The sequence below is a fragment of the Lacticaseibacillus salsurae genome, assembly GCF_045862175.1.
Classification (GTDB): Bacteria; Bacillota; Bacilli; order Lactobacillales; family Lactobacillaceae; genus Lacticaseibacillus; species Lacticaseibacillus salsurae.
Window position 1 is genome coordinate 83129 of sequence record NZ_BAAFZI010000004.1, and the last position, 24030, is coordinate 107158.

The 24030-nt window shown below is 49.0% G+C and carries 25 protein-coding genes; 17 read left to right on the forward strand and 8 right to left on the reverse strand.

The features are described from left to right. Positions 1–123: 123 nt before the first annotated feature. Positions 124–963 (reverse strand): substrate-binding domain-containing protein, encoded by an 840-nt coding sequence (locus ACKTSG_RS02865; protein ID WP_407891762.1) that lies wholly within the window; start codon positions 961–963, stop codon positions 124–126. Positions 964–1101: 138 nt separating this feature from the next. Here ACKTSG_RS02865 and ACKTSG_RS02870 point away from each other — a divergent pair, with 138 nt between their 5' ends. From ACKTSG_RS02870 to ACKTSG_RS02880, 3 genes are all read left to right on the forward strand, one after another. Continuing rightward, on the forward strand, positions 1102–2535 hold the full coding sequence (locus tag ACKTSG_RS02870; RefSeq protein WP_407891764.1) for an MFS transporter: 1434 nt from the start codon (positions 1102–1104) through the stop codon (positions 2533–2535). A 169-nt stretch (positions 2536–2704) separates the two neighbouring features. Continuing rightward, positions 2705–3700, forward strand: a complete 996-nt coding sequence (locus ACKTSG_RS02875) for a hypothetical protein (RefSeq protein WP_407891766.1) — start codon at positions 2705–2707, stop codon at positions 3698–3700. Positions 3701–3739: 39 nt separating this feature from the next. Further along, complete coding sequence (locus ACKTSG_RS02880) at positions 3740–4723, forward strand: helix-turn-helix transcriptional regulator (protein ID WP_407891768.1); 984 nt, start codon at positions 3740–3742, stop codon at positions 4721–4723. Positions 4724–5457: 734 nt separating this feature from the next. Here the strand turns inward: ACKTSG_RS02880 and ACKTSG_RS02885 are convergent. Both ACKTSG_RS02885 and ACKTSG_RS02890 read right to left on the reverse strand, forming a co-directional pair. Further along, complete coding sequence (locus ACKTSG_RS02885) at positions 5458–6615, reverse strand: toxic anion resistance protein (RefSeq protein ID WP_407891770.1); 1158 nt, start codon at positions 6613–6615, stop codon at positions 5458–5460. Then, positions 6615–7322, reverse strand: a complete 708-nt coding sequence (locus ACKTSG_RS02890) for a 5-bromo-4-chloroindolyl phosphate hydrolysis family protein (protein ID WP_407891772.1) — start codon at positions 7320–7322, stop codon at positions 6615–6617. The genes ACKTSG_RS02885 and ACKTSG_RS02890 overlap by 1 nt, the downstream gene beginning before the upstream one ends. A gap of 158 nt (positions 7323–7480) precedes the next feature. On the opposite strand from ACKTSG_RS02890, the gene ACKTSG_RS02895 reads away from it, so the two are divergent. The 5 genes from ACKTSG_RS02895 to ACKTSG_RS02915 all read left to right on the forward strand — a co-directional run bounded on the left by ACKTSG_RS02895 (position 7481) and on the right by ACKTSG_RS02915 (position 10688). After that, the gene (locus ACKTSG_RS02895) at positions 7481–8029 is read left to right on the forward strand and encodes an NUDIX hydrolase (RefSeq protein ID WP_407891774.1); all 549 of its coding nucleotides are present in this window, start codon (positions 7481–7483) and stop codon (positions 8027–8029) included. After that, complete coding sequence (locus ACKTSG_RS02900) at positions 8022–8294, forward strand: hypothetical protein (protein ID WP_407891776.1); 273 nt, start codon at positions 8022–8024, stop codon at positions 8292–8294. Before ACKTSG_RS02895 ends, ACKTSG_RS02900 begins: the two co-directional genes overlap by 8 nt. A 62-nt stretch (positions 8295–8356) precedes the next feature. Beyond that, entirely contained in the window at positions 8357–9055 is a 699-nt protein-coding gene (locus tag ACKTSG_RS02905) for a 5'-methylthioadenosine/adenosylhomocysteine nucleosidase (protein WP_407891778.1), read from the forward strand. A 2-nt stretch (positions 9056–9057) separates the two neighbouring features. Beyond that, on the forward strand, positions 9058–10218 hold the full coding sequence (locus ACKTSG_RS02910; RefSeq protein WP_407891780.1) for a cysteine desulfurase family protein: 1161 nt from the start codon (positions 9058–9060) through the stop codon (positions 10216–10218). 128 nt (positions 10219–10346) lie between these two features. Next, on the forward strand, positions 10347–10688 hold the full coding sequence (locus ACKTSG_RS02915) for a DUF1831 domain-containing protein (protein ID WP_407891782.1): 342 nt from the start codon (positions 10347–10349) through the stop codon (positions 10686–10688). A gap of 52 nt (positions 10689–10740) precedes the next feature. Here ACKTSG_RS02915 and ACKTSG_RS02920 read toward each other — a convergent pair whose 3' ends face one another. Beyond that, entirely contained in the window at positions 10741–10911 is a 171-nt protein-coding gene (locus ACKTSG_RS02920; RefSeq protein ID WP_407891784.1) for a hypothetical protein, read from the reverse strand. A gap of 132 nt (positions 10912–11043) precedes the next feature. On the opposite strand from ACKTSG_RS02920, the gene mnmA reads away from it, so the two are divergent. The 3 genes from mnmA to ACKTSG_RS02935 all read left to right on the forward strand — a co-directional run bounded on the left by mnmA (position 11044) and on the right by ACKTSG_RS02935 (position 13454). Beyond that, complete coding sequence (gene mnmA / locus ACKTSG_RS02925) at positions 11044–12174, forward strand: tRNA 2-thiouridine(34) synthase MnmA (RefSeq protein ID WP_407891786.1); 1131 nt, start codon at positions 11044–11046, stop codon at positions 12172–12174. Between the two features lie 84 nt (positions 12175–12258). Continuing rightward, on the forward strand, positions 12259–12999 hold the full coding sequence (locus tag ACKTSG_RS02930) for a CPBP family intramembrane glutamic endopeptidase (RefSeq protein WP_407891788.1): 741 nt from the start codon (positions 12259–12261) through the stop codon (positions 12997–12999). A gap of 86 nt (positions 13000–13085) precedes the next feature. After that, positions 13086–13454: a sigma factor gene (locus ACKTSG_RS02935; RefSeq protein WP_407891790.1), complete on the forward strand. Its 369-nt coding sequence runs from the start codon at positions 13086–13088 to the stop codon at positions 13452–13454. A gap of 21 nt (positions 13455–13475) precedes the next feature. Here ACKTSG_RS02935 and ACKTSG_RS02940 read toward each other — a convergent pair whose 3' ends face one another. After that, a complete protein-coding gene (locus ACKTSG_RS02940) occupies positions 13476–14651 on the reverse strand; it encodes an iron-containing alcohol dehydrogenase (protein ID WP_407891792.1) in 1176 nt (391 codons plus the stop codon). Between the two features lie 104 nt (positions 14652–14755). Here ACKTSG_RS02940 and ACKTSG_RS02945 point away from each other — a divergent pair, with 104 nt between their 5' ends. The 6 genes from ACKTSG_RS02945 to ACKTSG_RS02970 all read left to right on the forward strand — a co-directional run bounded on the left by ACKTSG_RS02945 (position 14756) and on the right by ACKTSG_RS02970 (position 21831). Then, positions 14756–15418, forward strand: a complete 663-nt coding sequence (locus ACKTSG_RS02945) for a histidine phosphatase family protein (protein WP_407891794.1) — start codon at positions 14756–14758, stop codon at positions 15416–15418. Positions 15419–15530: 112 nt separating this feature from the next. Next, entirely contained in the window at positions 15531–16184 is a 654-nt protein-coding gene (locus ACKTSG_RS02950) for a tetratricopeptide repeat protein (protein ID WP_407891814.1), read from the forward strand. After that, positions 16177–18579 carry an SF1B family DNA helicase RecD2 gene (gene recD2, locus ACKTSG_RS02955; RefSeq protein WP_407891796.1) on the forward strand — a complete coding sequence of 801 codons (2403 nt, stop codon included), beginning with the start codon at positions 16177–16179 and terminating at the stop codon, positions 18577–18579. Before ACKTSG_RS02950 ends, recD2 begins: the two co-directional genes overlap by 8 nt. An 8-nt stretch (positions 18580–18587) precedes the next feature. Then, the gene (locus tag ACKTSG_RS02960; RefSeq protein ID WP_407891798.1) at positions 18588–19805 is read left to right on the forward strand and encodes a GNAT family N-acetyltransferase; all 1218 of its coding nucleotides are present in this window, start codon (positions 18588–18590) and stop codon (positions 19803–19805) included. 279 nt (positions 19806–20084) lie between these two features. Continuing rightward, positions 20085–20609, forward strand: coding sequence for a hypothetical protein (locus ACKTSG_RS02965; RefSeq protein WP_407891800.1), 525 nt, complete (start codon positions 20085–20087; stop codon positions 20607–20609). Between the two features lie 439 nt (positions 20610–21048). Beyond that, positions 21049–21831, forward strand: coding sequence for a 2-keto-4-pentenoate hydratase (locus ACKTSG_RS02970; RefSeq protein ID WP_407891802.1), 783 nt, complete (start codon positions 21049–21051; stop codon positions 21829–21831). 85 nt (positions 21832–21916) lie between these two features. Here the strand turns inward: ACKTSG_RS02970 and ACKTSG_RS02975 are convergent, their stop codons facing one another. The 3 genes from ACKTSG_RS02975 to ACKTSG_RS02985 all read right to left on the reverse strand — a co-directional run bounded on the left by ACKTSG_RS02975 (position 21917) and on the right by ACKTSG_RS02985 (position 23853). After that, positions 21917–22861: a diacylglycerol/lipid kinase family protein gene (locus tag ACKTSG_RS02975; RefSeq protein ID WP_407891804.1), complete on the reverse strand. Its 945-nt coding sequence runs from the start codon at positions 22859–22861 to the stop codon at positions 21917–21919. 87 nt (positions 22862–22948) lie between these two features. Beyond that, positions 22949–23572, reverse strand: coding sequence for a serine hydrolase (locus tag ACKTSG_RS02980; RefSeq protein ID WP_407891806.1), 624 nt, complete (start codon positions 23570–23572; stop codon positions 22949–22951). Next, entirely contained in the window at positions 23569–23853 is a 285-nt protein-coding gene (locus ACKTSG_RS02985; RefSeq protein WP_407891808.1) for a hypothetical protein, read from the reverse strand. Before ACKTSG_RS02985 ends, ACKTSG_RS02980 begins: the two co-directional genes overlap by 4 nt. Positions 23854–24030 lie beyond the last annotated feature (177 nt).

The following is a 24030-nucleotide window of genomic DNA, read 5'->3' on the forward strand; positions in this document are numbered from 1 at the left end:
TGAGCCGTCAAGCAACGCATTTGCGCAAAAGCGTCCTGTCAAGTCAATCACAAAGTTTGCGATTGATTCGGCAGGACGCTTTTTTGCTATGCGAACACTGCTTGATCGCTCAGCAACATTGATTTAATGCGTATCTTCGATTTGGCCAGTGTGGGTGCGAGCAACTTGCATGTCGCTGGTTGGAATATACCCGAGGCGCTTGATCTGTGCGGTGTCGGTTTGCACTTGGTGAATGAAACGCGCCACTGCAGCGTTTGGCGCACCGTTGGTATAAAGGTGTTCATACGCCCAAAGCGGCCATTTGTTGGTGATCACATTGGCATCAGTGGGATTGACCCCATCAAGTAGCAACGGGCGTACGCCAGCTTGCAACGCCGAAAACGCCACATACCCGATCGCCCCTGGGGTATCGGCCACTTGTTTGACCATCGCTTGTGACGAATTTAGCACCTGGCCTTTAAGCCCTTGGACGCTGTGCAACGCCAACGTTTCAAAAGCGGTGCGCGTTCCAGAGCCGGCTTCGCGCATGAACACTTTGATCGGCAAGGTTTTGCCGCCAAGTTGTTGCCAGTTGGTGAGCTGCCCTGAAAAAATCGCCTCTAATTGCGCGGTGGTGAGGTTGCTGACACCGACGTCAGGATCCACGATCGGCGCAATGCCCACCACGGCGATTTGATGATCGACGAGTTTGGCTGCTGGCGTGTCGGAATTTTCTGCAAACATATCAGCTGCGCCGATGCTGACTTTGTTGGTGGCCACTGCGTTTAAGCCAGTGGCGCTACCACCACCAGTGAGGGTGATGGGTTGATGTTGTTGCTTGGCGGCAGCGGTTAATAGCGGCTGCATGGCAGTGGAGCCGGCGATGGTGAGCCGGTGGTCATTTTGGGCAGTGGCTTGTTGCATGCCGCAACCACTTAACGTGAAGGCAAGCAAGCCATACAAAAGCCAAGTCAATTTTTTCATGTTTTTTCCTCCTGCTTTTAGCATAATTGGTGAATGTAAAGACCTGTCCGCTTTGATGTATCGAAGCGGTAAGGTTGGTAATTGTTTAGTAAATCGGCGTATACTAAAAGTACTTTCAGAAAAGTGGAGGCTGACCTGGTGCAAAATTACGTGCAAGACCCTAAAGTGCAAAAAAATCGCTGGTGGATCATCACTGCTGTGGGGATGTTCACGATCATGTCCACATTGGATGCGTCGATCGTCAATATTGCCTTGCCAGTGATGTCAAAAGACTTACACGTGCCGATGAATCAAGCCGAGTGGGTCGTGTCGATTTATTTGATTGTGATTTGTGCCTTGTTATTGTTGATGGGCAAACTTGGCGATTCATTCGGCAAGATCCGAGTCTTTCGTTTAGGCACGGTGTTGTTTACTTTCGGCAGTTTATTGGCGGGGTTCAATCACAGTTTTGGCTTGTTGTTATTTGCCCGGGTGATGCAAGCGCTCGGCGCATCGATGACCATGGCCAATAACAACGGCATCATTACTGAAGTATTTCCTGCCAACGAACGCGGCAAAGCGTTAGGTTTGATCGGTTCATTTGTCGCCGTTGGTTCGATTGCTGGACCTGGCATTGGCGGGTTGATCTTAGGGGCACTGCCTTGGGGGTACATTTTCTGGATCAATATTCCCATTGGGATCATCACCATGCTTGTGGGGCATTTCGTGTTGCCAAAAGACTTGCAAATCACGCACCAGCCGATCGATTGGGGCGGCTTTGGCGCGTATGTGTTGGCCATCGTGCCATTTTTCTTGGCGGTATCGTTAGGTCAAGAAGTCGGCTTTGGTCAACCTTTGATCTTGGCATTATTTGCCTTTGCTTTAGTTGCGTTCATGGGGTTTGTGATGCTTGAACACCGCCATCACCTGCCTTTGGTATCGTTTAAGCTGTTTGCCAATCATGAATTTACCGTGTCGCTGTTGACTGGTTTTTTGATTTTTGTGACCAACTTCTTTTCCAATGTGATCACGCCGTTTTATTTGGAAAATGCACGCGGATTTTCGGCGACCCATGCTGGGTATTTGATGATGGTGTTTCCCATTGTGCAAGTGATCATCGCGCCGCTTTCGGGGTCGTTGTCCGATAAGATTGGCCCGTATTTCTTGACCTTAGTGGGCTTAGGCGCGATTTTGGCGGCACAAGTCGGCTATGCACTGTGGCATTTGGCCACGCCGATGTGGGCGATCATCGCGATCATTGCCGTCAACGGGTTTGGCAACGGGGTGTTTCAATCGCCAAACAACACCATTATCATGTCCGCAGTGGCGTCTAAGGATCTGGGGATCGCCGGTGGGCTAAACGCGTTAGCGCGTAACTTAGGAATGGTCGTGGGGATCTCAGCGGCGACGACCACGTTATTTGCCGCAATGAGCCACACTGTGGGTAAGCATATGTCCGCATATCCGACTGGTCACAACCAATTGTTCATCAATGGGATGCAAGTGGCTTTTGCCGTGGCGATCGGCTTATGTGTGATCGCTTTTGGATTGACGGCTTATCGCATGTGGCAAAACCGCCAACAAACCGCTTAACGGTGGTTTGTTTTTTTGTGCGTAAAACGACACCATATGTCGCAAGCTTTTAGGCTGACGACACATGACGTCGCTGGATCGACTTGGTGAAATTCTCAAGCCACGACCCCATATTATCCCGCATAATATAAATGTGAGCTAATGTACCCGGGGGGAGTATGATGCGGTGATGAAAGATTTGATTCAGGTGATGTCGTCTGTTGATGCGACCCAAGCCATTTATCAATTTTGGCGGGGTTGGGGTCGTGGCAAAACGCCTGCCGAACGTTACCAGCAGATCTTAGATTATGTTGCAGAACAACCGATGTTCGAAGAAGTGGTGTGGGCTAGCGTGGCCATGGAAGACTGGCATTCCGGCTTACGGTCATTTATCTTGCATCAAGCCGATCACCAAGCAGTACTTGACTGCATTGCGCCAATGATCGATGGCCTCCGCCAACCGCAAGTGCCGCTGCCGTTTCAAGGCACCTTAAAAGCGCCAAGGTTAGTGATCTTAGCCAGCAATCCGCAAAATGATCGGGGCTTATTGACGCTACCTGCTCGTGAGGCTTTTGATCATCAAGTGATGAATCTCAAAAATATCAGCGGCACTTGGCCGATCCCAGGGACTTTTTTACCCGATCAGCTCAGCAGCAAAGGCACGTTTGTCCATGATAACTATATCCAAGATCCGGATGCATTGATCTCAGCTGACGATCTGGGTAATGACCATCAATTTGGGATTCGAGAGGTCGTGCGCATCTCTTGGTTTCCTTACCGTTCCGCAAAATTTGCCAGTTCGCCATTTCGTCAGTTTAATACCAGTTATCCTGAGCATTGGCTGGCTTCTCAAAAGCTGATGTTGACTTGGGTGGCGGCATATTTGCGGCGCGTGAGTCAATGGCCCACCGAAAAACAACCCATGTTCATTACACGTCAAGATACGAATTGGCGCCGAGCGATCCACACTGCCATTGAGCGCTCAGATTATCAAGCCAAAACTGAAATGCTGGATGTTTTTGATCGCCGGTTGTTTTATTACGCTGGTAGCAGTGTGCATTTAACGCGCAACAATGTGATCCCTGCCGAAACTGTGGCAGAATTGCACCGCTTTAGAGAAGCACGTGTACGCCAAGGCAAAGCCGACTTCATTAACGCGTTAAATGAGATATTTGCTCAGCCGTAAAATAAATGCGCTATACTGAAGGTCTAAGGAGTATTCACCATGGCAAATATTCAAGCCCAATCCCGCTTATTAAGCATCCTCAATCTGCTTTTTACTGGCGCCACCGTCACGGCACAATCGCTTGCTGATCGATTCGGCGTGACGGTCCGCACCGCCCAACGCGACTTGGATCAATTACAAGCACTCGGCGCACATGGCCAGCCTTTGTTGCAGCGCTTGCCGACGCGGCCGGCAGGGTATCGGATCGTGTTGAATGCGCAAGTACAACCCGGTGTGGTGTTGATGCTAGAAAAAATGATCCTCCAGTCGCGAATTTTGACCGTAGCGGAAATGCAAACCAGTTTTAATGCGTTGCAGCGGTTAACTGATAATGCTGCGATCACGTCGATCCAACAAGCGGTTGCCGAAGAAGTCGCCAACTATGAACCCATCACCATGGTCCAAACTCGGGCACGCTTGATCTGGCAGCTGCAAAAAGCCATCGAACAAAAGCGCTACTTGGCGTTAACTTATGTTGATCGGGAAGCCGGCGAATGGCAAGCCCCAGAAACGCTAACAGTGGTGCCGTTGGCGATCAGTTTTACAGGGCAATACTTTTTGCTCAGTGTTAATGTGGAAGCCACTTCAACCATTCGTGATCTGCATTTGGATTGGATCAGTGATTTTCAAGCGTTGACGCCGACTGAAATCGCGCAACCGGATCCTGAAGTCGGGGCGCATCGCCGCTTTCAAGCGGCTGGTTATCGCGGCAAAACCATCAAGATCCAGTTTGAATATTATGGGTTATTGGAATATGTCTTCGATCGCTATCCCACCGCGCATGTCTTGCGTTATTTACCAAACAAAGACAACGCTTGGCCGTTTCGTGTGGCATTAGTCGAAATGGACGCCGAATATTCTGCTGGCGTGCGGATGTGGTTGATTGCCCAAAGCTTGGTCTTGCGGGTGATCGCCCCGCAAAACGTGGTCGATGACGTCAAAGCCCATTTGCACTTGGCATTATCGCGTTATGACGACGCGTAACCAAACGCCGTGCCACCACGATTGACAACCATCGTGGCGGCACGGCGTTTGTGCGCTTAAACCAAGGCTGTTGGCGATACATCGATCGTCTGCAGATCCTGAGTGATCGCATAAAAATAGGCACTGATTCAACGTTTGGTTGAAAAAGTGCCTACTAACCCAATTTAGGTGCCTTAAAATTCGTTTGTGAAGTGTGATCCTCGAGTGATTCAAGGTCACACGTTGCCATGCCCGTGGGCACTCGAACAGCCACAGCACAAAACTCACTGTGGGTAAAACGGTGGCGCAGGTGGATCCCGATTTTTGCACAATCCGACGCGTCGTGATGAGGCTGTTGCGACGAAGATCAGGGAGCCATCGGACGAAACTGGGCGACAGTTGTCTCGATGATCCACTGATCAGTCGTGAAACGCTCAAACACGGCGGGCCGCTTCTGTGACTCACTTTTGTCGAAGTGATAGTTGACCATTTTCTTCGGTACGCCAACGCTCTTCTGCCCACGGGAATGCCCATCGCCACGCTTCGCCATCATGGGGATGTTTGCTGCCACAAAGCGCAGACGATGTACCTAACCGCGCGGCTTTGCTTAGTGCTTTTTACCAACAAAAGCAAGTTCTTGGCACTTACTTTTAGTTGGTGAATGAAGCATAACACCTTTGATCTAAAAGTGCAAGCGCTTTTTTAAAATGAAAGAAAAAATCGCCTGAAACCAGTCGGCTAGGCGATTTTGACGGTTACATGTTGCCTTTGGTGTAGTCCAACAAGTGATTTTTGAGTTCGGTTTCCATGTTGGCCAGTTCTTGTTCGGCGGCTTGGCGCTTGCTGCGACCTTCTTGTTGGATCTGTAAGGTTTGCTGCAAGGTTTCCACCAAGTCGTTTTGCGTTTGGGTCAAGGTTTCGATATCCACCACGCCGCGTTCGTTTTCTTTGGCAGTTTCGATGGCCGAAGTCTTGAGCATCGCGGCATTTTTCTTCAACAGATCGTTAGTGGTTTCGGAAACTTGACGTTGCGCGGTGACAGCATCTTTTTGCCGCAACAAGGTCAAGGCGATCGCCACTTGATTTTTCCATAATGGAATGGCAGTGTTGATCGACGCTTGGATCTTTTCCGCCAATGCTTGGTTGGTATTTTGGATCAAGCGGATCTGTGGGGCTTGTTGCAAGGTGATCTGCCGGGCTAATTCCAGATCATACGCACGCTTTTCCAATCGCGTTTGAAATTGCTTGAGGTCGTTGACTTCTTGCACTTGCATTTGATCGCCGGATGCTTGGGCTTTGGCCATGGCTTCTGGAATGGTCGTGGCGTCAAGTTCTTGCAGTTTCATTTTGGCCGCGGCGATGTAGATGTTCAAGGCGTCAAAATAGGCTTTGTTTTGGCTGTAGAGTTCATCCAACATTTTGTTGTCAGTGAGCAGACCTTGTTGTTCTTTTTCTAAGCGTGAAGCGATCGAGTCGATTTGCGCGCCAATTTTTTGATATTTAGCGGTGATCTCGAAAATCGAGCGGCGCACTTTGCCAAACAGCTTTTTGAACACATTATTGTCTTCTGCACGCAATTCATCTGGATTGGCTTCATTCAACCGCGCCATTAAACTGGTCAACGCATCACCAACGGCACCAGTGTCTTGCGACTGAACTTTGTTGAGCATGGTTTGGGAGAATTGCCCAAGTTGCTTTTGCGCACTGGCACCATAGCTCATCACGGCATCAGTTGACTTCACGTCGATTTGATCGGCCAATTGTTTGGCTTGTGCTTCTTGTTCAGGCGTCAAACCAGACGCAACCGCGGTGGGTTGGGCGGCAGGTTGCGCCGTTGGGGCAGGCGTTTGCCCAAAAGGATTGGCCAGCAAGTCATTGACTAAATTGGCGTCAGTTTTTTGTTCTTCTGTCATTAGGCATGCTCCTTGATTTTTTCACCAGCAAGATCAACGCGGGTGTTGGGATTTTGAGTTGATTCAGGAATCTGTTTTTTGGCCAAGTTGATGTCTGCTTCTAAGGCGTCAATGTCGGTTTCAACAAAATGCGCATAGTCATCGCGGATCGCATTGGCCAAGTCCGCAGTGGTGTTGGCCGCAGTGGTCAACACTTCATAAGTGTCTTCAGTTTTGACTTCGTGGTGGCTGATGGCTTCATATTTTTCGGCAATGCGGACTAAATTCGGCAGTTGCTCGTAGATGAAATGCCCAGCCGCCCCCATTGCCGTGGGGTTGTTGACGATGGCTTTAAAGTACGCGTGCAAAACTGAAACAATGTCCGTGTTAATGGCGATACTTTTGAGTTTAGGGACGCGGGCAATGATCTCTTCAAATTCTTGGACCTGATCAGAAACTTGATCCATTGTGTCACGAAAGACTTTGATCTCGCTATCATCTAAGCCGGATTCTTGATAATGCGCTGCCATGCTGGCACTTAAAGGTTTAACAGCACTAGGGGTCACAGGCCGTGGCCGAGAAAGTTCGCCGATCAGTCGTGCGGCGCCAAACACGACGCCGACAAAAATTGCAATGCCGATATGCCCACTTAATAAGCCAAGCGCGACACCGCCTGCAAGCCATACCAGCACCCGCCAACTGCGGATCCGTTTTTGCGTTTTTTTCACCTGGTTCACTTCCTAACTCTTTATGTCCTCATTTTAGCATAAACCAAGAGATTCAATATCAGACTTCGGGTTGAGTTTCATCAAGTTTTCGTTAAGTCCTTTGCAGGATGGCAGCACAACGGTATAGTTGATACAGTAAATGTATTTAAGGAGGACCAATGATGACCCCTGAGGCGTTGTTGTCAGAAACGATTTTGTACCAAGGCAAAGTCGTGACTTTAGCCAAACAAACAGTTCGCTTAGCTGATGGTCAAACTGCTGATCGCGAAGTCGTGCATACTACCGGCTCCGCGGCAATATTGGCCCTCAATGGTGATCAGGCATTGTTTGTCAGCCAATGGCGAGCGCCTTTAAAACAAGCCACGATCGAACTGCCAGCAGGCCGCATCGAAGTGGGAGAAGCGCCTTTGGTGACCGCTGCGCGTGAGCTTAATGAAGAAGCGGGACTCAAAGCCAACAAATTGACTCCACTGACGCAATTTTATCAAGCAGCCGGTTTTTCGGATGCGTTGTGTCATGTGTTTTTAGCTGAAGATCTCACCTCAGTAGTAGCCAAACGCCCTCAAGACGTCGGCAAATTTGTCGATGCACAGTGGTTGACGTTGCGTGAGGCGCAAGCTTTGTTAGCTCAAGGGGTGATCTGCGATGCCAAAACGGTGTTGGGGTTGGCACTATGGGCAAATATGAAAGGATCAGCTAATGGATGAAGAACCCAAAACCCGCAAAGCGTATCGTGAGGCGCAAAAGCATTCGCAAAGCCAAGCGTCGCAGCGCGATAAAAAGCGGGTACAAGTTGAACGCGATTATGCGCGGCAACAGCGCCAACAAAAACGCAGTAAGATCCAACCCAATGGTCAATTCGATGAGGTGACTTACAAGCGCGTCACCGGCTTGAAGAAAAAGCTCAACTGGGCGATCGGCATCGTGGTGGTGTTGCTGGTGATCGTGTTTTTGGTGTTGGCGTTTGTTTGATTGCGACTTACTTAAATAAAGTGTATACTGGACACAGACATTTTTTGAAAAGAGGACAACTCATGACGATCGGCGTGATCTGCGCAATGGAAGAAGAATTGCGCGCTTTATTAGGGAAACTAGAAGGCAAAACAGAAATTTCTGTGGCCAACCAACATTATTTCCAAGGCACCATTGAAGGCATTTCGGTGGTGTTAGTTGAATCTGGCATCGGTAAAGTGCAAATGGGCATGACCACCGCGATCATGTTGGAAAAATTCGCCCCTGATGTGGTGATCAATACCGGCTCAGCTGGTGGGATCGGCCAAGGCTTACAAGTTGGCGATGTCGTGTTATCAACAGCCGTGGCATATCACGACGCAGACGCCACCGCTTTTGGGTATGCAATGGGGCAACTGCCTCAACAGCCACAAACGTTCACTGCTGCTGCCAAGCTGGTCGCAGACATTGCCAAAGCTGCGCAGTCAGTGGGTTTGACCACCAAAACTGGCTTGATCGTGTCTGGGGATCAATTCATTGCCTCAGATGACGCGAAAAAACGCATTTTAAGCATTTATCCCCAAGCACTGGCTGCGGAAATGGAAGGCGCTGCGATCGGCCAAGTGGCCACGCAATTCAACACCCCATTTGTGGTGATCCGCGCCATGAGCGACACCGCAGACGGCAATGCTGGCCAAAGCTTTGATGACTTTATCATCGACGCTGGCAAGCGCTCTGCCGCCATGTTATTGGCCTATATTCATCAATTAAAGGAAGCTTGATCATGCAACATATTTATCTTGATAATGCCGCGACCACGCCTATGGCGCCACAAGTGGTTGAGGCCATGACCGACCAAATGCAACATGACTTTGGCAATGCCAGCTCCAGTCACTGGTTTGGCCGCACGGCGCATACCCAACTAGATGCGGCGCGCAAAACGATTGCCCAGTCCATCAACGCCGCCCCTGATGACATTATTTTCACCAGCGGCGCTACTGAAGCCAACAACACCGTCATCAAAACCGTGGCGCAGGCAATGGCTTCAAAAGGCAAGCACATCATTACTACTGCCATTGAACATCCTAGTGTCTTGGAATCAATGAAGGCTTTAGAGCGAGCAGGTTTCAACGTGACGTATTTGCCAGTGTCTGCAGCTGGTGAGTTGGATCTGGCAGATTTTGATGCAGCGTTAGATGACCAAACGATTTTGGTATCGATCATGATGGGCAATAACGAAGTCGGTTCGCGGTTGCCGATCCAAGCGATCGGTGAGCGGTTAGCAGATCATCAAGCGTTGTTTCATACTGACGCCACGCAAACTTATGGCTTGTATGATATCGATGTCGACGCTTTGCATGTGGACTTTTTATCAACTTCGGCGCATAAGATCAATGGTCCTAAAGGCGTTGGGTTCTTATATCGGCGGCCAGGGTACAAATTGTTCCCGTTCATGAATGGTGGGGAACAAGAAAAAAAGCGCCGTGCGGGCACAGAAAATGTGGCTGGCATCGTGGGTTTTGCCAAGGCAGTGTCGTTATTGACGCCTGAAGTCAAAGCCAAACACCAAGCGGATTTTTACGCGTTCAAGCAACAATTGTTGAAGCAACTGGATGATGCAGGCGTCGCTTATGCCGTCAATGGGAGCTTGAAGCCAGATAACCCCAACCATGTCTTGAATTTGTGGTTAAAAGGCTTGTCGACATACGCCTTGCAAACGAACTTGGATCTGGCTGGGTTTGCGATTTCCGGCGGGTCTGCATGTACAGCGGGGAGTTTAGAGCCGTCTCATGTGTTGATCGCGATGTTTGGCAAAGATTCACCGCGGATCAGCGAGTCCATTCGCGTTAGCTTTGGGACTTATACCACTGCTGAAGAAGTGCAAGCATTTGGCACGGCCTTGATCAAAATCGCCAAGCGTTTGCATGCGCGCGCCAACCGGTAACATGAAAGCACCTGATCGCCGAAGCGGCGATCAGGTGCTTTTTTCACTGGGCGCCAGATTTTTGCTCGACGCCACCAGTAACCGCTTTTCGTGGTAAAATGGACTTAAAGATTTGAAGGAGGATAATTATGGCATTAGCAACCACCAGTGCACCTCTTGGCAGTCCCACAACTTATGCAGTTGATCCAGCAGTGAAGCGTTACACGTTGATGGATCTGGGTTTTACCAAAACCAAAAACGGCAATTTCCAATTGGAGCGCTCTTTGGATCCCAACTCACCATTTACCGCAGCAAATAAACTGCGCATCACGTTTAAAGCTGATCTGAGTGCGTTTCAAATGGGTGTGACCACCGGCAACGGGTTAAAAGCGCTCGACATTTTTAAATCAGACAAAACCGCTGAGAATGTCGAACAGTTCAACTACATCATTGCAGAATTGATCGACCGTCAAGTGATCAAACCTGTTTAACTTCAAAAACGTCAAAGGGCCATGTGCCTTTTGACGTTTTTTGGTGGCGCGATCAAAATGCGAAACGCAACAATAACAAGCCGAATACCAACAGCGGCAATCCCACAGCGATACCGGTTTGTTTGGTGGCGTCAGCTTTTAACATGGATAACCAGCGCCCAGACATAAATTGGGCGCCTAACACCAATAAGCACACACCCATTAAGGCTAAGAAAACTTGCATGTGATCACCTCAAGGCTTCAGTATACGCCAAAATGCGGCTGGAAATCGGCTTACTTTTGGCAAGCGATTATGCTATACTTGACGTTACTGGAATCTTGACCTTCAAATCAATGCTTTCAGCAATCTGATGAAATGATGGTGAATCATATGGACAACAGCAATACCCGCGTTGTCGTTGGGATGTCAGGCGGCGTGGACTCCAGCGTGACCGCCTTGCTCCTGAAGCAACAAGGCTATGACGTGGTGGGCGTTTTCATGAAAAACTGGGACGACACTGACGAATATGGCGTATGTACGGCAACGGAAGACTACGAAGATGTGGCCAAAGTGGCCGCTGAGATCGGCATTCCTTATTACTCGATCAACTTCGAAAAGGAATATTGGGATCGCGTCTTCCAATACTTTTTAACCGAGTATAAAGCTGGCCGCACGCCAAACCCTGACGTGATGTGCAACAAGGAAGTCAAGTTCGCAGCGTTTTTGGATTATGCAGAAGAACTTGACGCCGACTATATCGCCATGGGTCATTACGCCCAAACGACCACTGACGAAAACGGGATCGTACACATGTTGCGCGGCGCCGATGGCAACAAGGATCAAACTTACTTTTTGAGCCAGCTTTCCCAAGCCCAACTCAAAAAAGCCATGTTTCCGATCGGCCATTTGCAAAAGCCTGAAGTCCGTGCGATCGCCGCAGAATACGGCTTAGCCACAGCGGCTAAAAAGGATTCCACTGGGATCTGCTTTATCGGCGAGCGTAACTTCAAGCAGTTCTTATCCACTTACTTACCAGCACAACCTGGTAAGATGATGACTTACGAAGGCGAAGTCAAAGGCCAACACGACGGTTTGATGTATTACACCATTGGCCAACGCGGCGGTCTTGGTATCGGCGGCAACTCTGAGAACTCCGAGCCTTGGTTTGTGGTCGGCAAAGACTTAAGCAAAAACATTTTGTATGTGGGTCAAGGTTTTAACAACCCGCATTTGATGGCGACGAGTTTAGATGCTTCTGGCATGAGCTTCTTCACCGGCTTTGCCCCAGCGCAAGATTTCCATTGCACGGCCAAGTTCCGTTATCGCCAAGCTGATGTTGGCGTGACGGTGCACTTAGACGGCGACAACGCGCATATCGAGTTTGACGAGCCAGTGCGTGCCATCACCCCAGGTCAAGCAGTGGTGTTATACAATGGCGAAGAGTGCTACGGTGGCGGTACCATCGACGTGGCTTACGCCAATGAGCAAGTCTTACAATACGTTTGACCTTGAAGCAACCAAGTGGTCACTTGGTTGCTTTTTTGCGTCGAAATTTTGGTATAATCAGCCCAAAGCGTATAGGAGGCTCAAATGGAAAAGTTTTCATGGCAGTTGCGCCTAGGGTTATTTTTTGGATTGGAATTGCTACTTGGCGAAGTGGTGATCGGCTATGGCACCCGCATGTTGCATTTGGCTTACGTGCCACACTTATTTGTTTATAAAGCGCTAGAATTTTGCGTCATCCTCGCGCTTAACTGGTGGCTGATCCATCAAAAGCTGCATGTCATCAATTTAAAATGGTGGACTTGGACGTGGTTGTTCTTGTTATGGATCGGCGTGGGTGTGACCACTGCACACTTTGGTCATAGCAGTCGTATCCCAGCGGGATTAGTCATTGGCTTGGTCGCTGCTTTAACAGAGGAATGCATGTTTCGTGGGGTGATCTTGACACAACTATTGAAGCATTGGCGCAGTCTGTGGGCTGCAATGTTGACGTCTGGATTCTTGTTTGGCGCGTTGCATTTGATCAACTTGACCCATCAAAGCGCTGGGATCACCGCAGTTCAGATCCTTCAAGCAGCGGGGATGGGCGTGATGTTGGCGGCGATGTATTTGCGCAGTGGCAGTTTGTTGGTGCCAATAGCGTTTCATTTTAGCTTAGATTATATTGCTGTGGCGATCCACGGATTAAGCGGGACGCCAACGGGGAACTTTCAGATCTTATTATATGGTTCGCTGATTTGGGTGATGATCTACTTGGCGATTGCCGTCGTCATTGTCTATGGGAGCCGCAAACCGCTGAAATTATTACCCCTTGAAGTGAGTCGCTGAGTGATCGGCGATTTTTTTGATTGGGAGGGAACTTTTTTTGCCTTCAAGCGTACTAATAAGGGTAATCGAGAATTGGAGGGATGGGCATGCAAGATTTGATCAACGCGGCGCAACAAGGCGATCAAGAGGCCTTAGTTGCCTTGTTGCAAGCGCGCAACGAGAAGCTTTACCGCACCGCATACTTATATCTACACCAGCAACAAGATGCCCTAGACGCCGTGCAAGAAACTGCGCTGCAAGCCATGTTAAGCATTCATAAACTGAAACACCCAGAGTATTTTGATACATGGCTGATTCGCGTTGAACTCAATTGCATTTTCAAAATGATCGCCAAACGCAAGCCGACATTGACTGCCTTGGCAGTTGATGAGCCTAGTGTTGCCAGCAACCTTCACTGTGCCAGCCGCAAAACTCCTGCCTTAGCCCATGAAAAAAGCCTTCCTCGACAAATCTGAGGAAGGCTTTTTCAAGTCGGCTTAATGCATCCCTGGGGTCATGCTGGCGCGATAAATGGCTTCAACAGCTTGGGCATCAAGTGGCAAATAGGCTTGATCCAAACCCCCAGCGGCAGCGACTTTGGCCATTTCGGCAAAATGGGTGTCATCGACGATACCGATTTCTGGCAACGTCATGCCAAACCCTAAGCCAAAGATCCAACTCCAAGTGGCATCAATGGCTTCTTGCGCGCGGTTGTGTACATTGCCTAACACGGGCAGATCCCAAACGCGGTGGCCAAAGCGAGCGAAAAGTTTGGCAGTCGATTCATCATGGTCTAACACATATTGCATCCAACGCGGGGTCAAAATCCCTAACCCCACGCCATGAGTGACGTCATAAAAGGCAGATAATTGATGTTCCATCGCGTGACAAGACCAGTGATTTTCAGTGCCGACGCCAACGATTCCTGAGCAAGCATTGGTGGCAGTCCACATTAAGTTGGCCCGAGCATCCAAGGAATCTGGCTTGTTGATTGCCACTGGCGCCCAGCGCGTGACGGTTTGCATCAAGCCTTCGATCATGCCTTTGGCGGCGTCATTTTCCGCGCGGTCAAAATATTGTTCACATAAGTGTGAGAAAATATCCATCGAACCAGCTGCAGTTTGGCGAGCGGGCACGGTGAAGGTCAAGCGTGGGTCCAAAAATGAGACTTTTGGTGGGTTCGGGCAACGCGCACCGACTTTGGCGTTGCGGCTAGGATCAGAGATCACCGCATTGACATTCATTTCACTACCAGTGGCGGCTAAGGTCACAATATCCACCACTGGTAACATGGTTTGTTTTTGGGCGAGTGGGCGATCGACGACTAAGTCCCATGCATCCCCGTCATAATGTGCTGCAGTGGCGATCACTTTAGCCGCGTCGATGACAGAACCGCCACCCACTGCCAACACCACATCGCGATCTTGGGCAAGTTTAACGCCGGCGCGCACCGACGCGATCTTAGGATTAGGCTCAACGCCGGGTAATTCGACAAGATCAAAGCCTTTTAATAAATCGATCACCCGCTGGTACAAGCCAGTTTTTTTGATCGAATGGCCACCGTACACCAACAGCACTTTTTGGCCGAAGTGCGCCAAGGTGTCAGCGAGTTGATCGTCGATATCATCACCAAAGCGAATGTCGGTGGGATTGTAGTAAGTAAAATCTTGCATTGAAAAGGCCTCCAAATTCCTGATTACTTCGATTATACCGCCGGCTGGTTGAAAAGGCGCGCAAAAATCGCGATAATAGAAGCAACAACAAGGAGGGCACGCAGTTGACACGATTATTTTTTGTGCGGCACGGTAAAACGCAATGGAACTTGGAAGGACGCTATCAAGGCGCTAATGGGGATTCCCCGTTATTGCCAGAAAGCTATGAGCAGATCCATCAGCTGGCGGGTTTTCTCAAAGGTACACATTTTGCGCATTGTTACGTCAGCCCATTGCCTCGTGCGCAAGCGACTGCCAAAACCTTGTTACAAGATCTTGATGAAAACATTCCGACCACGACGACTGTGGGGATGCGCGAATTCAACTTGGGGAAAATGGAAGGCATGAAATTTTCCGATGTGGCTAAAAAATACCCCAAAGAACTTCATGCTTTTCGCGCCGCCCCAGGTGAATATGATCCCAGTGCCATTGCCGGCGAAACCTTTCCCGATTTGATCAAGCGGATGCAACCGGTAGTGTTAGACGCAGTCGCCCAAGATATCACTGGTGAAGCAAATCTACTTTTTGTCAGCCATGGGGCGGCGCTTGTGGCGTTGATTCAAAGTTTGCTAGGCACGCCGATCGCTGATATGCGTAAAATGGGTGGTTTGACCAATTCATCGGTCACCATTTTAGAAGCGCATGGGCCAAAGTTGCCGTTTAAGCTGATCAAGTGGAACGATACCGAATACCTCACCAAGAAACTCGATCCCACGGATACGATTTGACGCATAAGTTGAATCGCTTCGCTGACAACCTTCAGGAGACATGATGTTAACAAATTCCAAGCAAAACAATACCCACCCAAAAGCCAAAGGCAAAACCACGCCAAAGCAAAACATGATTGCCCAATTCAATCATGGCGATCATGATGGTGCCATTCATGCAGCAGTTGCTGCCATTGACGAAAACCCCAAGGACTCAAAGCGTTATGCGACTTTGGCCACGATGTTGATCGCCATCAACGCCTATGACGAAGCGACGCAATTATTGATGCAAGCGATCGGGTTGTTTCCTGATGATGGTGAATTGGTGTATAACTTCGGGCTGTTGCAGTTTCGGCAGGAAAACTGGCAATTGGCGATCCAATATTTCCAACAACTGATCGACAAATCAGACAATTTAGGCCAAGATGCCACTTACATGGTGGCTTTGTCGTACCAACATCTGGAACAGCCGCAAAAAGCGTTGGCTTTTGCGCTGACGGCACATGAAGCCGCCCCGCATCGCTTAGATGCTGCGTTGTTAACGGCAGAGCTGTTGTTAGGCATGGGGGCATTTCAACAAGCCGCCGACATGCTTGAACCACAGTTGCGCACCAAAAATGCGCAAGCTTATTTCACTTATGGCATGGCGTTGACTGGCGCAGGGCAAGACGGCAGTAAATATTTGGATGAAGCCAAGCGCTTGGATCCAGATGGCTACGATCAAAAAGCCAACCAAGTGCGTGACATTGCCGGTTACTTATTGCACAAGGAGTCATCTGATGACTGACGAGCCACGATCTGTCACTGGGCGCGTGAAAAGCATTTTTTTCCAAAATCCCACGAGCTTTTTTAAGATCTTGTTGATCACGATCACCAAAACCAATCTGACTTGGTTGGAGCCGGAAATCGTGGTAACAGGATCTTTTGGTGACATCAAAGAAGATGAAACCTATACGTTTGTGGGGAAATTGGTCACCCATCCTAAATATGGCCAACAGTTTGCTGCTGACAATTATCAAGTCGAAAAGCCATCAGGCAAAGCTGGGCTGATCGGCTATTTGAGTTCGGATAAATTTCCTGGTATCGGAAAAAAAACCGCCGAGCGCATCGTTGACGAACTTGGCGTCAATGCCATTGATAAGATCCTAAAAGATCCAAGCGTTTTGGCGCCATTGAAACTCAAAGCCGAGCGCCAAAAAACCTTAGTCGATAACTTGCAAGCCAACTTAGGCATGGAACAAGTGATCATCGGGTTGAATGATTTTGGCTTCACCGCTAATATGGCGGCAAAGATCTATGCGTTGTATGACACTGATGCGCTAGATGTGATCCAAGAAAATCCGTACCGCTTGATCGCCGATGTCGATGGTATCGGCTTTAAACGCGCTGATGCGATTGCTGCTCACATGAATATCGCCCCAAATGCCCCGATCCGCATCCAAGGCGCGGTGATGGAAACGTTGACCAATCAAACTGAAGGCGAAGGGGACACTTATGTCCAATTGCCTGAGTTGTTAGATGCCACTATCGGCATGCTTGAAAGTGCCCGCAATGTCGAGATCACCCCAGACGATGTTGCTGATGCAGTCGTTGCTTTGCGCAAAAGCAATCAGATCATGGCAGAAGACCAGCGCATCTACCCCAAGCGCTTGTATGATGCCGAATTTGAAATCGCCAACCGCTTGAAACAACTGGACCAAGACGTGGAAAAGCCAGCTGACAAAGCGATTCAAAAAGCGCTCAAAGATGTGCAAAAAGCGCAAGGCATTACCTATGATGACACCCAACGCCATGCCATCATCACCGCGATGCAAGCGGGTATTTTTGCGTTAACCGGTGGCCCTGGGACGGGTAAAACCACTGTGGTCAACGGTATCGTGCGCACTTATGCTGAGATCAACGAGTTGTCATTGGACGTCAATACTTATAAAGATGAGCCTTTCCCGATCATGTTAGCCGCCCCCACTGGCCGTGCTGCCAAACGCATGACGGAAACCACCGGCTTGCCGGCTAGTACGATCCACCGTTTGTTAGGGTTGACGATTGATTCGGATGAATATGAACCCAAAGAACTGCCAGATGGGCTGTTGATCGTTGATGAAATGTCAATGGTGGACACTTATTTGTTCAAAACCTTGTTGATGTCGCTGCATCCTGGCATTCGTTTGATCTTAGTTGGCGATAAAGACCAATTACCTAGTGTCGGGCCAGGGCAAGTATTCGCTGATCTTCTGCGGGCACATTGTTTGCCCGCCCAAGAGTTGACTCATATCCACCGGCAAGATTCGCAATCGTCGATCATTGACTTGGCGCATGCCATCAATACTGGTCACTTGCCAGCAGATTGGCAACAGCCCAAACCTGATCGCAGCTTTATCTTGTGCCCGCCTAACCAATTAGCAGCGGTAGTGGGCCAAGTGGTGGCCAAAGCGGCGCAAAAGTTCGCTCTTAATGATATGCAAGTGTTAGCGCCAATGTATCGCGGCGCTGGTGGGATCGATCAGCTCAATTCCTTGTTGCAAAATATTCTCAATCCCAAAAAATCAGACCGCTCTAAAGAAGTGACCTTTGGCGATCGGACGTACCGCATCGGCGACAAAATTTTGCAGTTGGTGAATAATCCTGAACAACAAGTGTTCAACGGCGAAATCGGGCGTGTGATCGGCATTACCCCAGCTAAAGAAGCAGATTCCAAAACCGATGAATTGATCATTGATTTTGATACCACTGAGATCACCTATACCCGCAGTGATTTTGCTAAATTTACCTTGGCTTATGCGACGTCGATCCATAAAGCCCAAGGTAGTGAGTTTGATTTGGTGATCTTACCGCTGACTTTGGCATCTCGGCGGATGTTGCGGCGAAATTTGTTGTACACCGCCGTGACGCGCGCCAGCCGGTCATTGGTGTTGATGGGCGATCCGCGGGCGTTTGAACTGGCGGTGCAAGCTGTTGCCGATAATCGCAAAACCAGTTTGGTGGCGCGCTTGCAAAGCGTCATGACACCGATTGACACAAGCGATGTGCTATCGGACAATAAGAAAAGCGATGAAGCACCACAAGAATTTGTGTTGACTGAAGCGTTGATCCAAAGTCAAACCATTGATCCCATGATCGGCATGGCTGGCGTCAAGCCGTTGGACTTTGTTTCAGTTGATGAGGCGCTACCCCACAAGGAGTAAATTTTAGGATGGACGAGAATAATATACGCAAAAATCTCACCATTAAACCGGTGACATTAGACTATTTAGACCAATTCAACGATTTATTGGCTTATGTGTTTCAAGTCACTGCCAAAGAAGTTGAAGAATCTGGTTATGAAGAAGGCGAACTGGAACGTGCCAAGCGTCCAGTGCTGGAAAAATCCGACGTGATCGGTTGGTTTCATGGCGATGAGTTGATCTCGCAGTTGGCCATTTACCCATGCACGGTAAACTTGCACGGCAACTTAGTGAAAATGGGCGGCTTGACTGGTGTTGGCACGTATCCTGAATATGCCGGTCATGGCCTGATGCATGATTTGATCCGCTTGGCTTTGCAACACATGCGTGCGCATCAACAGTGGCTTTCTTATTTATACCCGTATTCGATCCCGTTTTACCGCAAAAAAGGTTGGGAGATCATGTCTGATCATTTGACCTTTGATGTTAAAGACACCCAATTGCCAAAAGCGCAGCCGACGCCAGGGCATGTCGAGCGCTTAGAGATCGATGATCCTGATGTGATCTCAACGTACCAAACCTATGCCAAACACACCCATGGTGCCATGATCCGCAATCAGCTGAATTGGGATGAGTATTGGCGCTGGGAAAACGAGGAAGAGCGCATTGCCGGGGTGTATTATGATGCGCAAGATCAACCCCAAGGATATGTGTTATATTGGATCGCCAATGAAGTGTTTCACATCAAAGAAATGGTTTATAACACCCAGGAAGCGCGCGTGGGCTTGTGGAATTTTGTGTCGGCACATTTTTCCATGGTGGAGCATGTGCGCGGCAATATTTATAAAAACGAACCTTTGCACTTCTTGCTGTCAGATGGCGACATCAAGCAAACCATTCACCCTTACTTCATGGCGCGGATCGTCGACGTTGAAGAATTCTTGAAAGAGTATCCCTTCACCGAACCTGGCAAGCCGATCCACTTTAACGTGTCAGATCCATTAGCAGAGTGGAACAACAAAACCTTTGGCTTGTGGTGGAATGAAAAAGGGGATATCCAAGTGACGCATCGGCCAGTGGGCGAAGCAGTGGATGTGGATATCCAAACGTTGACCACGATGTTGATGAGTTATCGTCGGCCGTCTTACTTGGCCCGAATCGAACGGTTACATGCCTCAAAAGCGGCATTAAAGAACTTGGAAAGCATCATTCCGATGGAGGAACCTTACTTCTCCGATTATTTCTGATATTGACGGATACTGATGAGTGTGGTTTAATGAGATTATTCTAATTAATGAAGGCTTAAATATGACAACTGATCGCGTTCAATTCACATTTTTCTTTTTCAGATAGCGTCCATGCTGGCATGGGCGCGTATTGGCTTGCGTCCATGTCTGAGAAAGTGTTCCTCAGAGATGGTTGATCTGAGGCGAAGCGATCCCACTTTTCCGCACGATCTTGCAAGCTGCAAGGTCGTGTTTTTGTTTGCTTAAAGCTACTGGCAAAATTTTATTGGAGGACAAGTGATGATACATACGTTAGGCCCCAAAACCACCGACAGTTATGATGCGGCGATGCATATTCCCGGGATGGATCACCCACAGATCCAACTGCATCCAAATTTTGATGAGATCATTGCCGCTTTGGCTGATTATGCTGGCGATCAATTCTTATTGCCAGCGGCGTATCAAAGCGCGCGGCCGGATTTTGGGTGGCGCGAGTTGTGTTATGAATATTCCAATCAATTGGCCTTGGAGCTCGTGTTTCACCGGCCGCTGCAAGCCATGGCACTGATCGAAAACCCGCAGTATTCACAAGATGCCGCGATCATCCACCCAGCCACAGAGAATTTGTTACGGCATCAATTAGGCACCGGTGATTATCCCGTGTTATATGCTGGTAGCAAAGCCCAAGCCTATCAAGAATTTCTGGCCCAAGGGTATCGCTATTGCATCACCAGCGCCAATTTATTGCCAGCGATGACGCCGGTGTTGGCGCGGTTTGAACCAGATATGGTGTGGTGTTTGTACAACATTTTGCCAACTGTCTGAAATTAAAGTTAAAAAATAATGGCAAAACGGTTGACGAATCCTCATGAACAGTTTATATTTATCACAACACAAGGAACAAAACGTTGAAGAGGATGTGTCAATAGCGTCGCAGCCAGCGAGTCCCGTTTGGTGCAAGGGGATCTGCAAAAGCTATTTAACCGATCACCTCTGAGTTGTATCGTGATAAGTAGCGGTACTGGGTGGCCACCAATATCTGGCCGGCGTATCGTGATCGTTCTTGGCCGAATCGATCGCTGTACGTGCTAAGTGGTTTTTGGTGACAAAAACCAACTCACGGGTGGTACCGCGCACAAGCGCCCCGTCAGACAACTGTCTGATGGGGCGCTTTTTGTCGACTGCAGCGACGCGCGCACTACCCAGTTGAATAGGTCCGCGTGTTAAAAAATAACAATTGGCATTGCCAATGGAGGCTATCATCATGAGTGAAACCACAAACCAAGAACAAACTGTCGCAAACGACTTGTATCAAGCATTGACCACCAAAAAACCGCTGACGATGGCCGATTATGACGGCAAAGTCACCGATTACGATTCCGCATATCGAGTGCAATGGGCCTTCACCGCGTTGAAAAAAACGCCAGTCGGAGGCTATAAAGTGTCCTTAACGTCAGCAGAGACCCAAAAAATGTTTGACTCTGATTCGCCATTTTACGGCGTTGAAGTGGCTGATTCTTGGGTCAAGTCCGGCGAAACTGTGGCGTTGTCCGAGCTAATGGACCCGCTGTTGGAAGTGGAATTGGTGTTTACCGCCAATGAAGCGTTGACGCCTGAAGACTCAGTTGAAGACCTGCTGAAAAAAACCAGCGTGTCTGGCGCTGTGGAATTGCCGGATTGCCGCTTTGCAGATTGGTTCCCGGCATTGGACAAATACTTAGTGGTTTCAGACTCAGCCGTTGCCGGCAGGGTGGTATATGCACCAGCGTCTCAAGATAGCTTCAGTGTTGACGACTTAGCCAATGTTCATGCCACGCTTTATCAAGACGGCAAAGAATTAGCCCATGGGGCGTCTAGTGAAGTGCTGGGGAACCCGTTGAATTCATTGAAGTGGCTGGTTGAAAAATTGGCCGCTCAAGGGCATGATTTTCCAGCTGGCACGAAGGTCTCCAGTGGGACGTTCTTATTGCCACCACATGCGACTAAAGGGCATTATGAAGCGAAATTCGACAAATATTTTGGTACAGTTACTTTTGATTTAAACTAGTCACCATTCAACTTATGACCAACCATACAATTCAGTCATGTGAATAAAAGCCACCGACACGTGGAAAATGTCGGTGGCTTTTGCGTTAAACTGAGAACCAGAAATTTTGTTTTTCAACATGAAAGCTTAATTCATATGGGCGGCTACCAAGTTCTTCACCGTCCATTTGACCAAATTCTAGTGATGGGGTCTCCAACTCGATGCGCGGGGATTCAAACACATGCACTCGCTTGTATTTGGTGTGGCGGCCTAGCAACAACTGCAAGCACAAGAATAAGAAATACGGGGTATTGAGGTGTTCGACCACGATCAGATCCAACTTGCCGTCGCGCGGGTCAGCACCAGGCAAGATACGGACGCCGCCGCCAAAGTAAGGGTGATTGGTGGTAGTGACTAAGAAGGCTTGTTGGATATAGGTGCGTTTGCCATCGACATAGATCGCCACTGGAAAAGGTTTGCGTGAAAAAAAGACGCCGACGACACCGACCATATAGGCCAAAGAGCCTAAGTGCAGGCGATTCAACACAGTTTTAAAGCGGCTACGGTTGGTGGCAGCAACGGCGGCGGCATCAAACCCAATGCCAACATTGTTGACGAAATAGCCGGATTCCCCACGCGTTTTTTCAGTGTAATGGCCGATATCGATCACTGTGGGGTGTTGTGCGGCTAATACTTGGTCCAACGCTTTCAGCGGATCTTGGGAGATCCCGACACCGCGGGCAAAATCATTGCCAGAACCAGCAGGAATGTAGGCCACTGGCATTTCAGCGTGTGGCGTTTGATGCAAACCAGTGATGGCTTGATTCAAGGTGCCATCGCCGCCGATCACTAACATCACGGCATTGGCATGGTGATTGAAGCCACCGATTTGCTTGGCGAGTTGGATCGTATGGCCAGAATAGCGCGACACTTTGATCTCATAGGCGATGTGTTGCGCATCTAAGCGCGCTTGGATCTTTTTGAAAATGTCCACAGCAGTGCCTGCACCTGCTGCCGGATTAAAAATGATGTAGTAGAATCCAGCTGCCATAGAATACTCCTCTTTTTCGACGAAAATACTCTATTAATTATACAGAGGGATTTTCACAAAAACAATCAAGATGAGAAAAGTCAGTGTTTATTTTCTGGAACCAGACAAGTTCAGCGTTTTGCCAGTGAGTTTGGCGAGCTTTTCAACTGTGGCGATGCCTTGTTTCAAGCTGGGGTTTTGATCGCTTAAAATCGCCAAGGTGCAACGATTTTTGCCAGTGCCGAGCTGCCCGATGGAATTGACGATCCAAGTGTTGTTGTTGCCGTTGAGCCGCCAACCGTTTTTCAACGCAAATGTTGAATTCCCGGCACTGATGCCCCAGTTTTGATCATTGGCGACATGCGACATGCGTGATTTGATGTAGGCTTTGGATCTGGCGGTGAGGTAAGTGCCGTTACCAAAGATCTCATGTAATAATTTCAACTGGTCGTTAGCGCTGGTCGTGGTACTGACCCAGCCGGCGGCATAAGCTTTAGAATCGTTCATTTGTAAGTTAGCAAATAAGGTGGTCAAACCTTGGCCTTGGCCAATGGCATGATACAACGTGGTGGCATCGACATTATTGGAGTGTTCGATGGCACCGACGGCAGCGGCGCGTTCAGTGGCAGTTAAAGTCGAATGCGTTTGAGCGTGTTGATGTAGCAGTTGGACTAACATGGCCACTTTGACGATGCTGGCAGTGGAGTGAGGGGTGGTTTTGTGGGTGTTCATGGCCAACGTGAAGTGATAACGCTGGGAATAAACCGCGATGCTGATCGGGCGCTTCGGGGTTTGGCAAGTTGGCGGCGCCACTGGCGTTTCAAAGTGGCTTTGACTTGAGCGGCAGTTGGGGCAGTGGGTGACGCCGGCTGGGTGAAGGCTGGAAATGATGAGGTCGCATCAGTTGGTAACAGTTGCGCACGCCATTTAAACAAACCGATCAATAAGAGCATGGTGAAGGCCCATAAGGCGAGTTTCACGATAGGTTTTAAGTGGCGTTGTGTGGTATTCATAAGCGATCCTCCTGACTGCTTTGATTATCGCATAATCCGCAACCGCTTTCGTAAGCACCCAATAACAGACCGTCTTGAAAATCAATAGAGGCCCGTTCCCAGATTCAGGGAAGCGGACCTCTTTGCTTTAAGCGACGGTCGATTGGGCGGTACCGGTAAATGTTTGGTTCCAAGGCA

Coding starts and splice junctions, on each gene's coding strand:
- ACKTSG_RS02960 (WP_407891798.1), top strand. CDS start 18,588: ATGGACGAGAATAATATACGCAAAAATCTCACCATTAAACCGGTGACA.
- ACKTSG_RS02975 (WP_407891804.1), bottom strand. CDS start 22,861: ATGGCAGCTGGATTCTACTACATCATTTTTAATCCGGCAGCAGGTGCA.
- ACKTSG_RS02910 (WP_407891780.1), top strand. CDS start 9,058: ATGCAACATATTTATCTTGATAATGCCGCGACCACGCCTATGGCGCCA.
- ACKTSG_RS02940 (WP_407891792.1), bottom strand. CDS start 14,651: ATGCAAGATTTTACTTACTACAATCCCACCGACATTCGCTTTGGTGAT.
- ACKTSG_RS02915 (WP_407891782.1), top strand. CDS start 10,347: ATGGCATTAGCAACCACCAGTGCACCTCTTGGCAGTCCCACAACTTAT.
- ACKTSG_RS02885 (WP_407891770.1), bottom strand. CDS start 6,615: ATGACAGAAGAACAAAAAACTGACGCCAATTTAGTCAATGACTTGCTG.
- ACKTSG_RS02865 (WP_407891762.1), bottom strand. CDS start 963: ATGAAAAAATTGACTTGGCTTTTGTATGGCTTGCTTGCCTTCACGTTA.
- ACKTSG_RS02965 (WP_407891800.1), top strand. CDS start 20,085: ATGATACATACGTTAGGCCCCAAAACCACCGACAGTTATGATGCGGCG.
- ACKTSG_RS02970 (WP_407891802.1), top strand. CDS start 21,049: ATGAGTGAAACCACAAACCAAGAACAAACTGTCGCAAACGACTTGTAT.
- mnmA (WP_407891786.1), top strand. CDS start 11,044: ATGATGGTGAATCATATGGACAACAGCAATACCCGCGTTGTCGTTGGG.
- recD2 (WP_407891796.1), top strand. CDS start 16,177: ATGACTGACGAGCCACGATCTGTCACTGGGCGCGTGAAAAGCATTTTT.
- ACKTSG_RS02900 (WP_407891776.1), top strand. CDS start 8,022: ATGGATGAAGAACCCAAAACCCGCAAAGCGTATCGTGAGGCGCAAAAG.
- ACKTSG_RS02930 (WP_407891788.1), top strand. CDS start 12,259: ATGGAAAAGTTTTCATGGCAGTTGCGCCTAGGGTTATTTTTTGGATTG.
- ACKTSG_RS02950 (WP_407891814.1), top strand. CDS start 15,531: ATGATTGCCCAATTCAATCATGGCGATCATGATGGTGCCATTCATGCA.
- ACKTSG_RS02985 (WP_407891808.1), bottom strand. CDS start 23,853: ATGAATACCACACAACGCCACTTAAAACCTATCGTGAAACTCGCCTTA.
- ACKTSG_RS02980 (WP_407891806.1), bottom strand. CDS start 23,572: ATGAACACCCACAAAACCACCCCTCACTCCACTGCCAGCATCGTCAAA.
- ACKTSG_RS02905 (WP_407891778.1), top strand. CDS start 8,357: ATGACGATCGGCGTGATCTGCGCAATGGAAGAAGAATTGCGCGCTTTA.
- ACKTSG_RS02935 (WP_407891790.1), top strand. CDS start 13,086: ATGCAAGATTTGATCAACGCGGCGCAACAAGGCGATCAAGAGGCCTTA.
- ACKTSG_RS02880 (WP_407891768.1), top strand. CDS start 3,740: ATGGCAAATATTCAAGCCCAATCCCGCTTATTAAGCATCCTCAATCTG.
- ACKTSG_RS02920 (WP_407891784.1), bottom strand. CDS start 10,911: ATGCAAGTTTTCTTAGCCTTAATGGGTGTGTGCTTATTGGTGTTAGGC.
- ACKTSG_RS02895 (WP_407891774.1), top strand. CDS start 7,481: ATGATGACCCCTGAGGCGTTGTTGTCAGAAACGATTTTGTACCAAGGC.
- ACKTSG_RS02875 (WP_407891766.1), top strand. CDS start 2,705: ATGAAAGATTTGATTCAGGTGATGTCGTCTGTTGATGCGACCCAAGCC.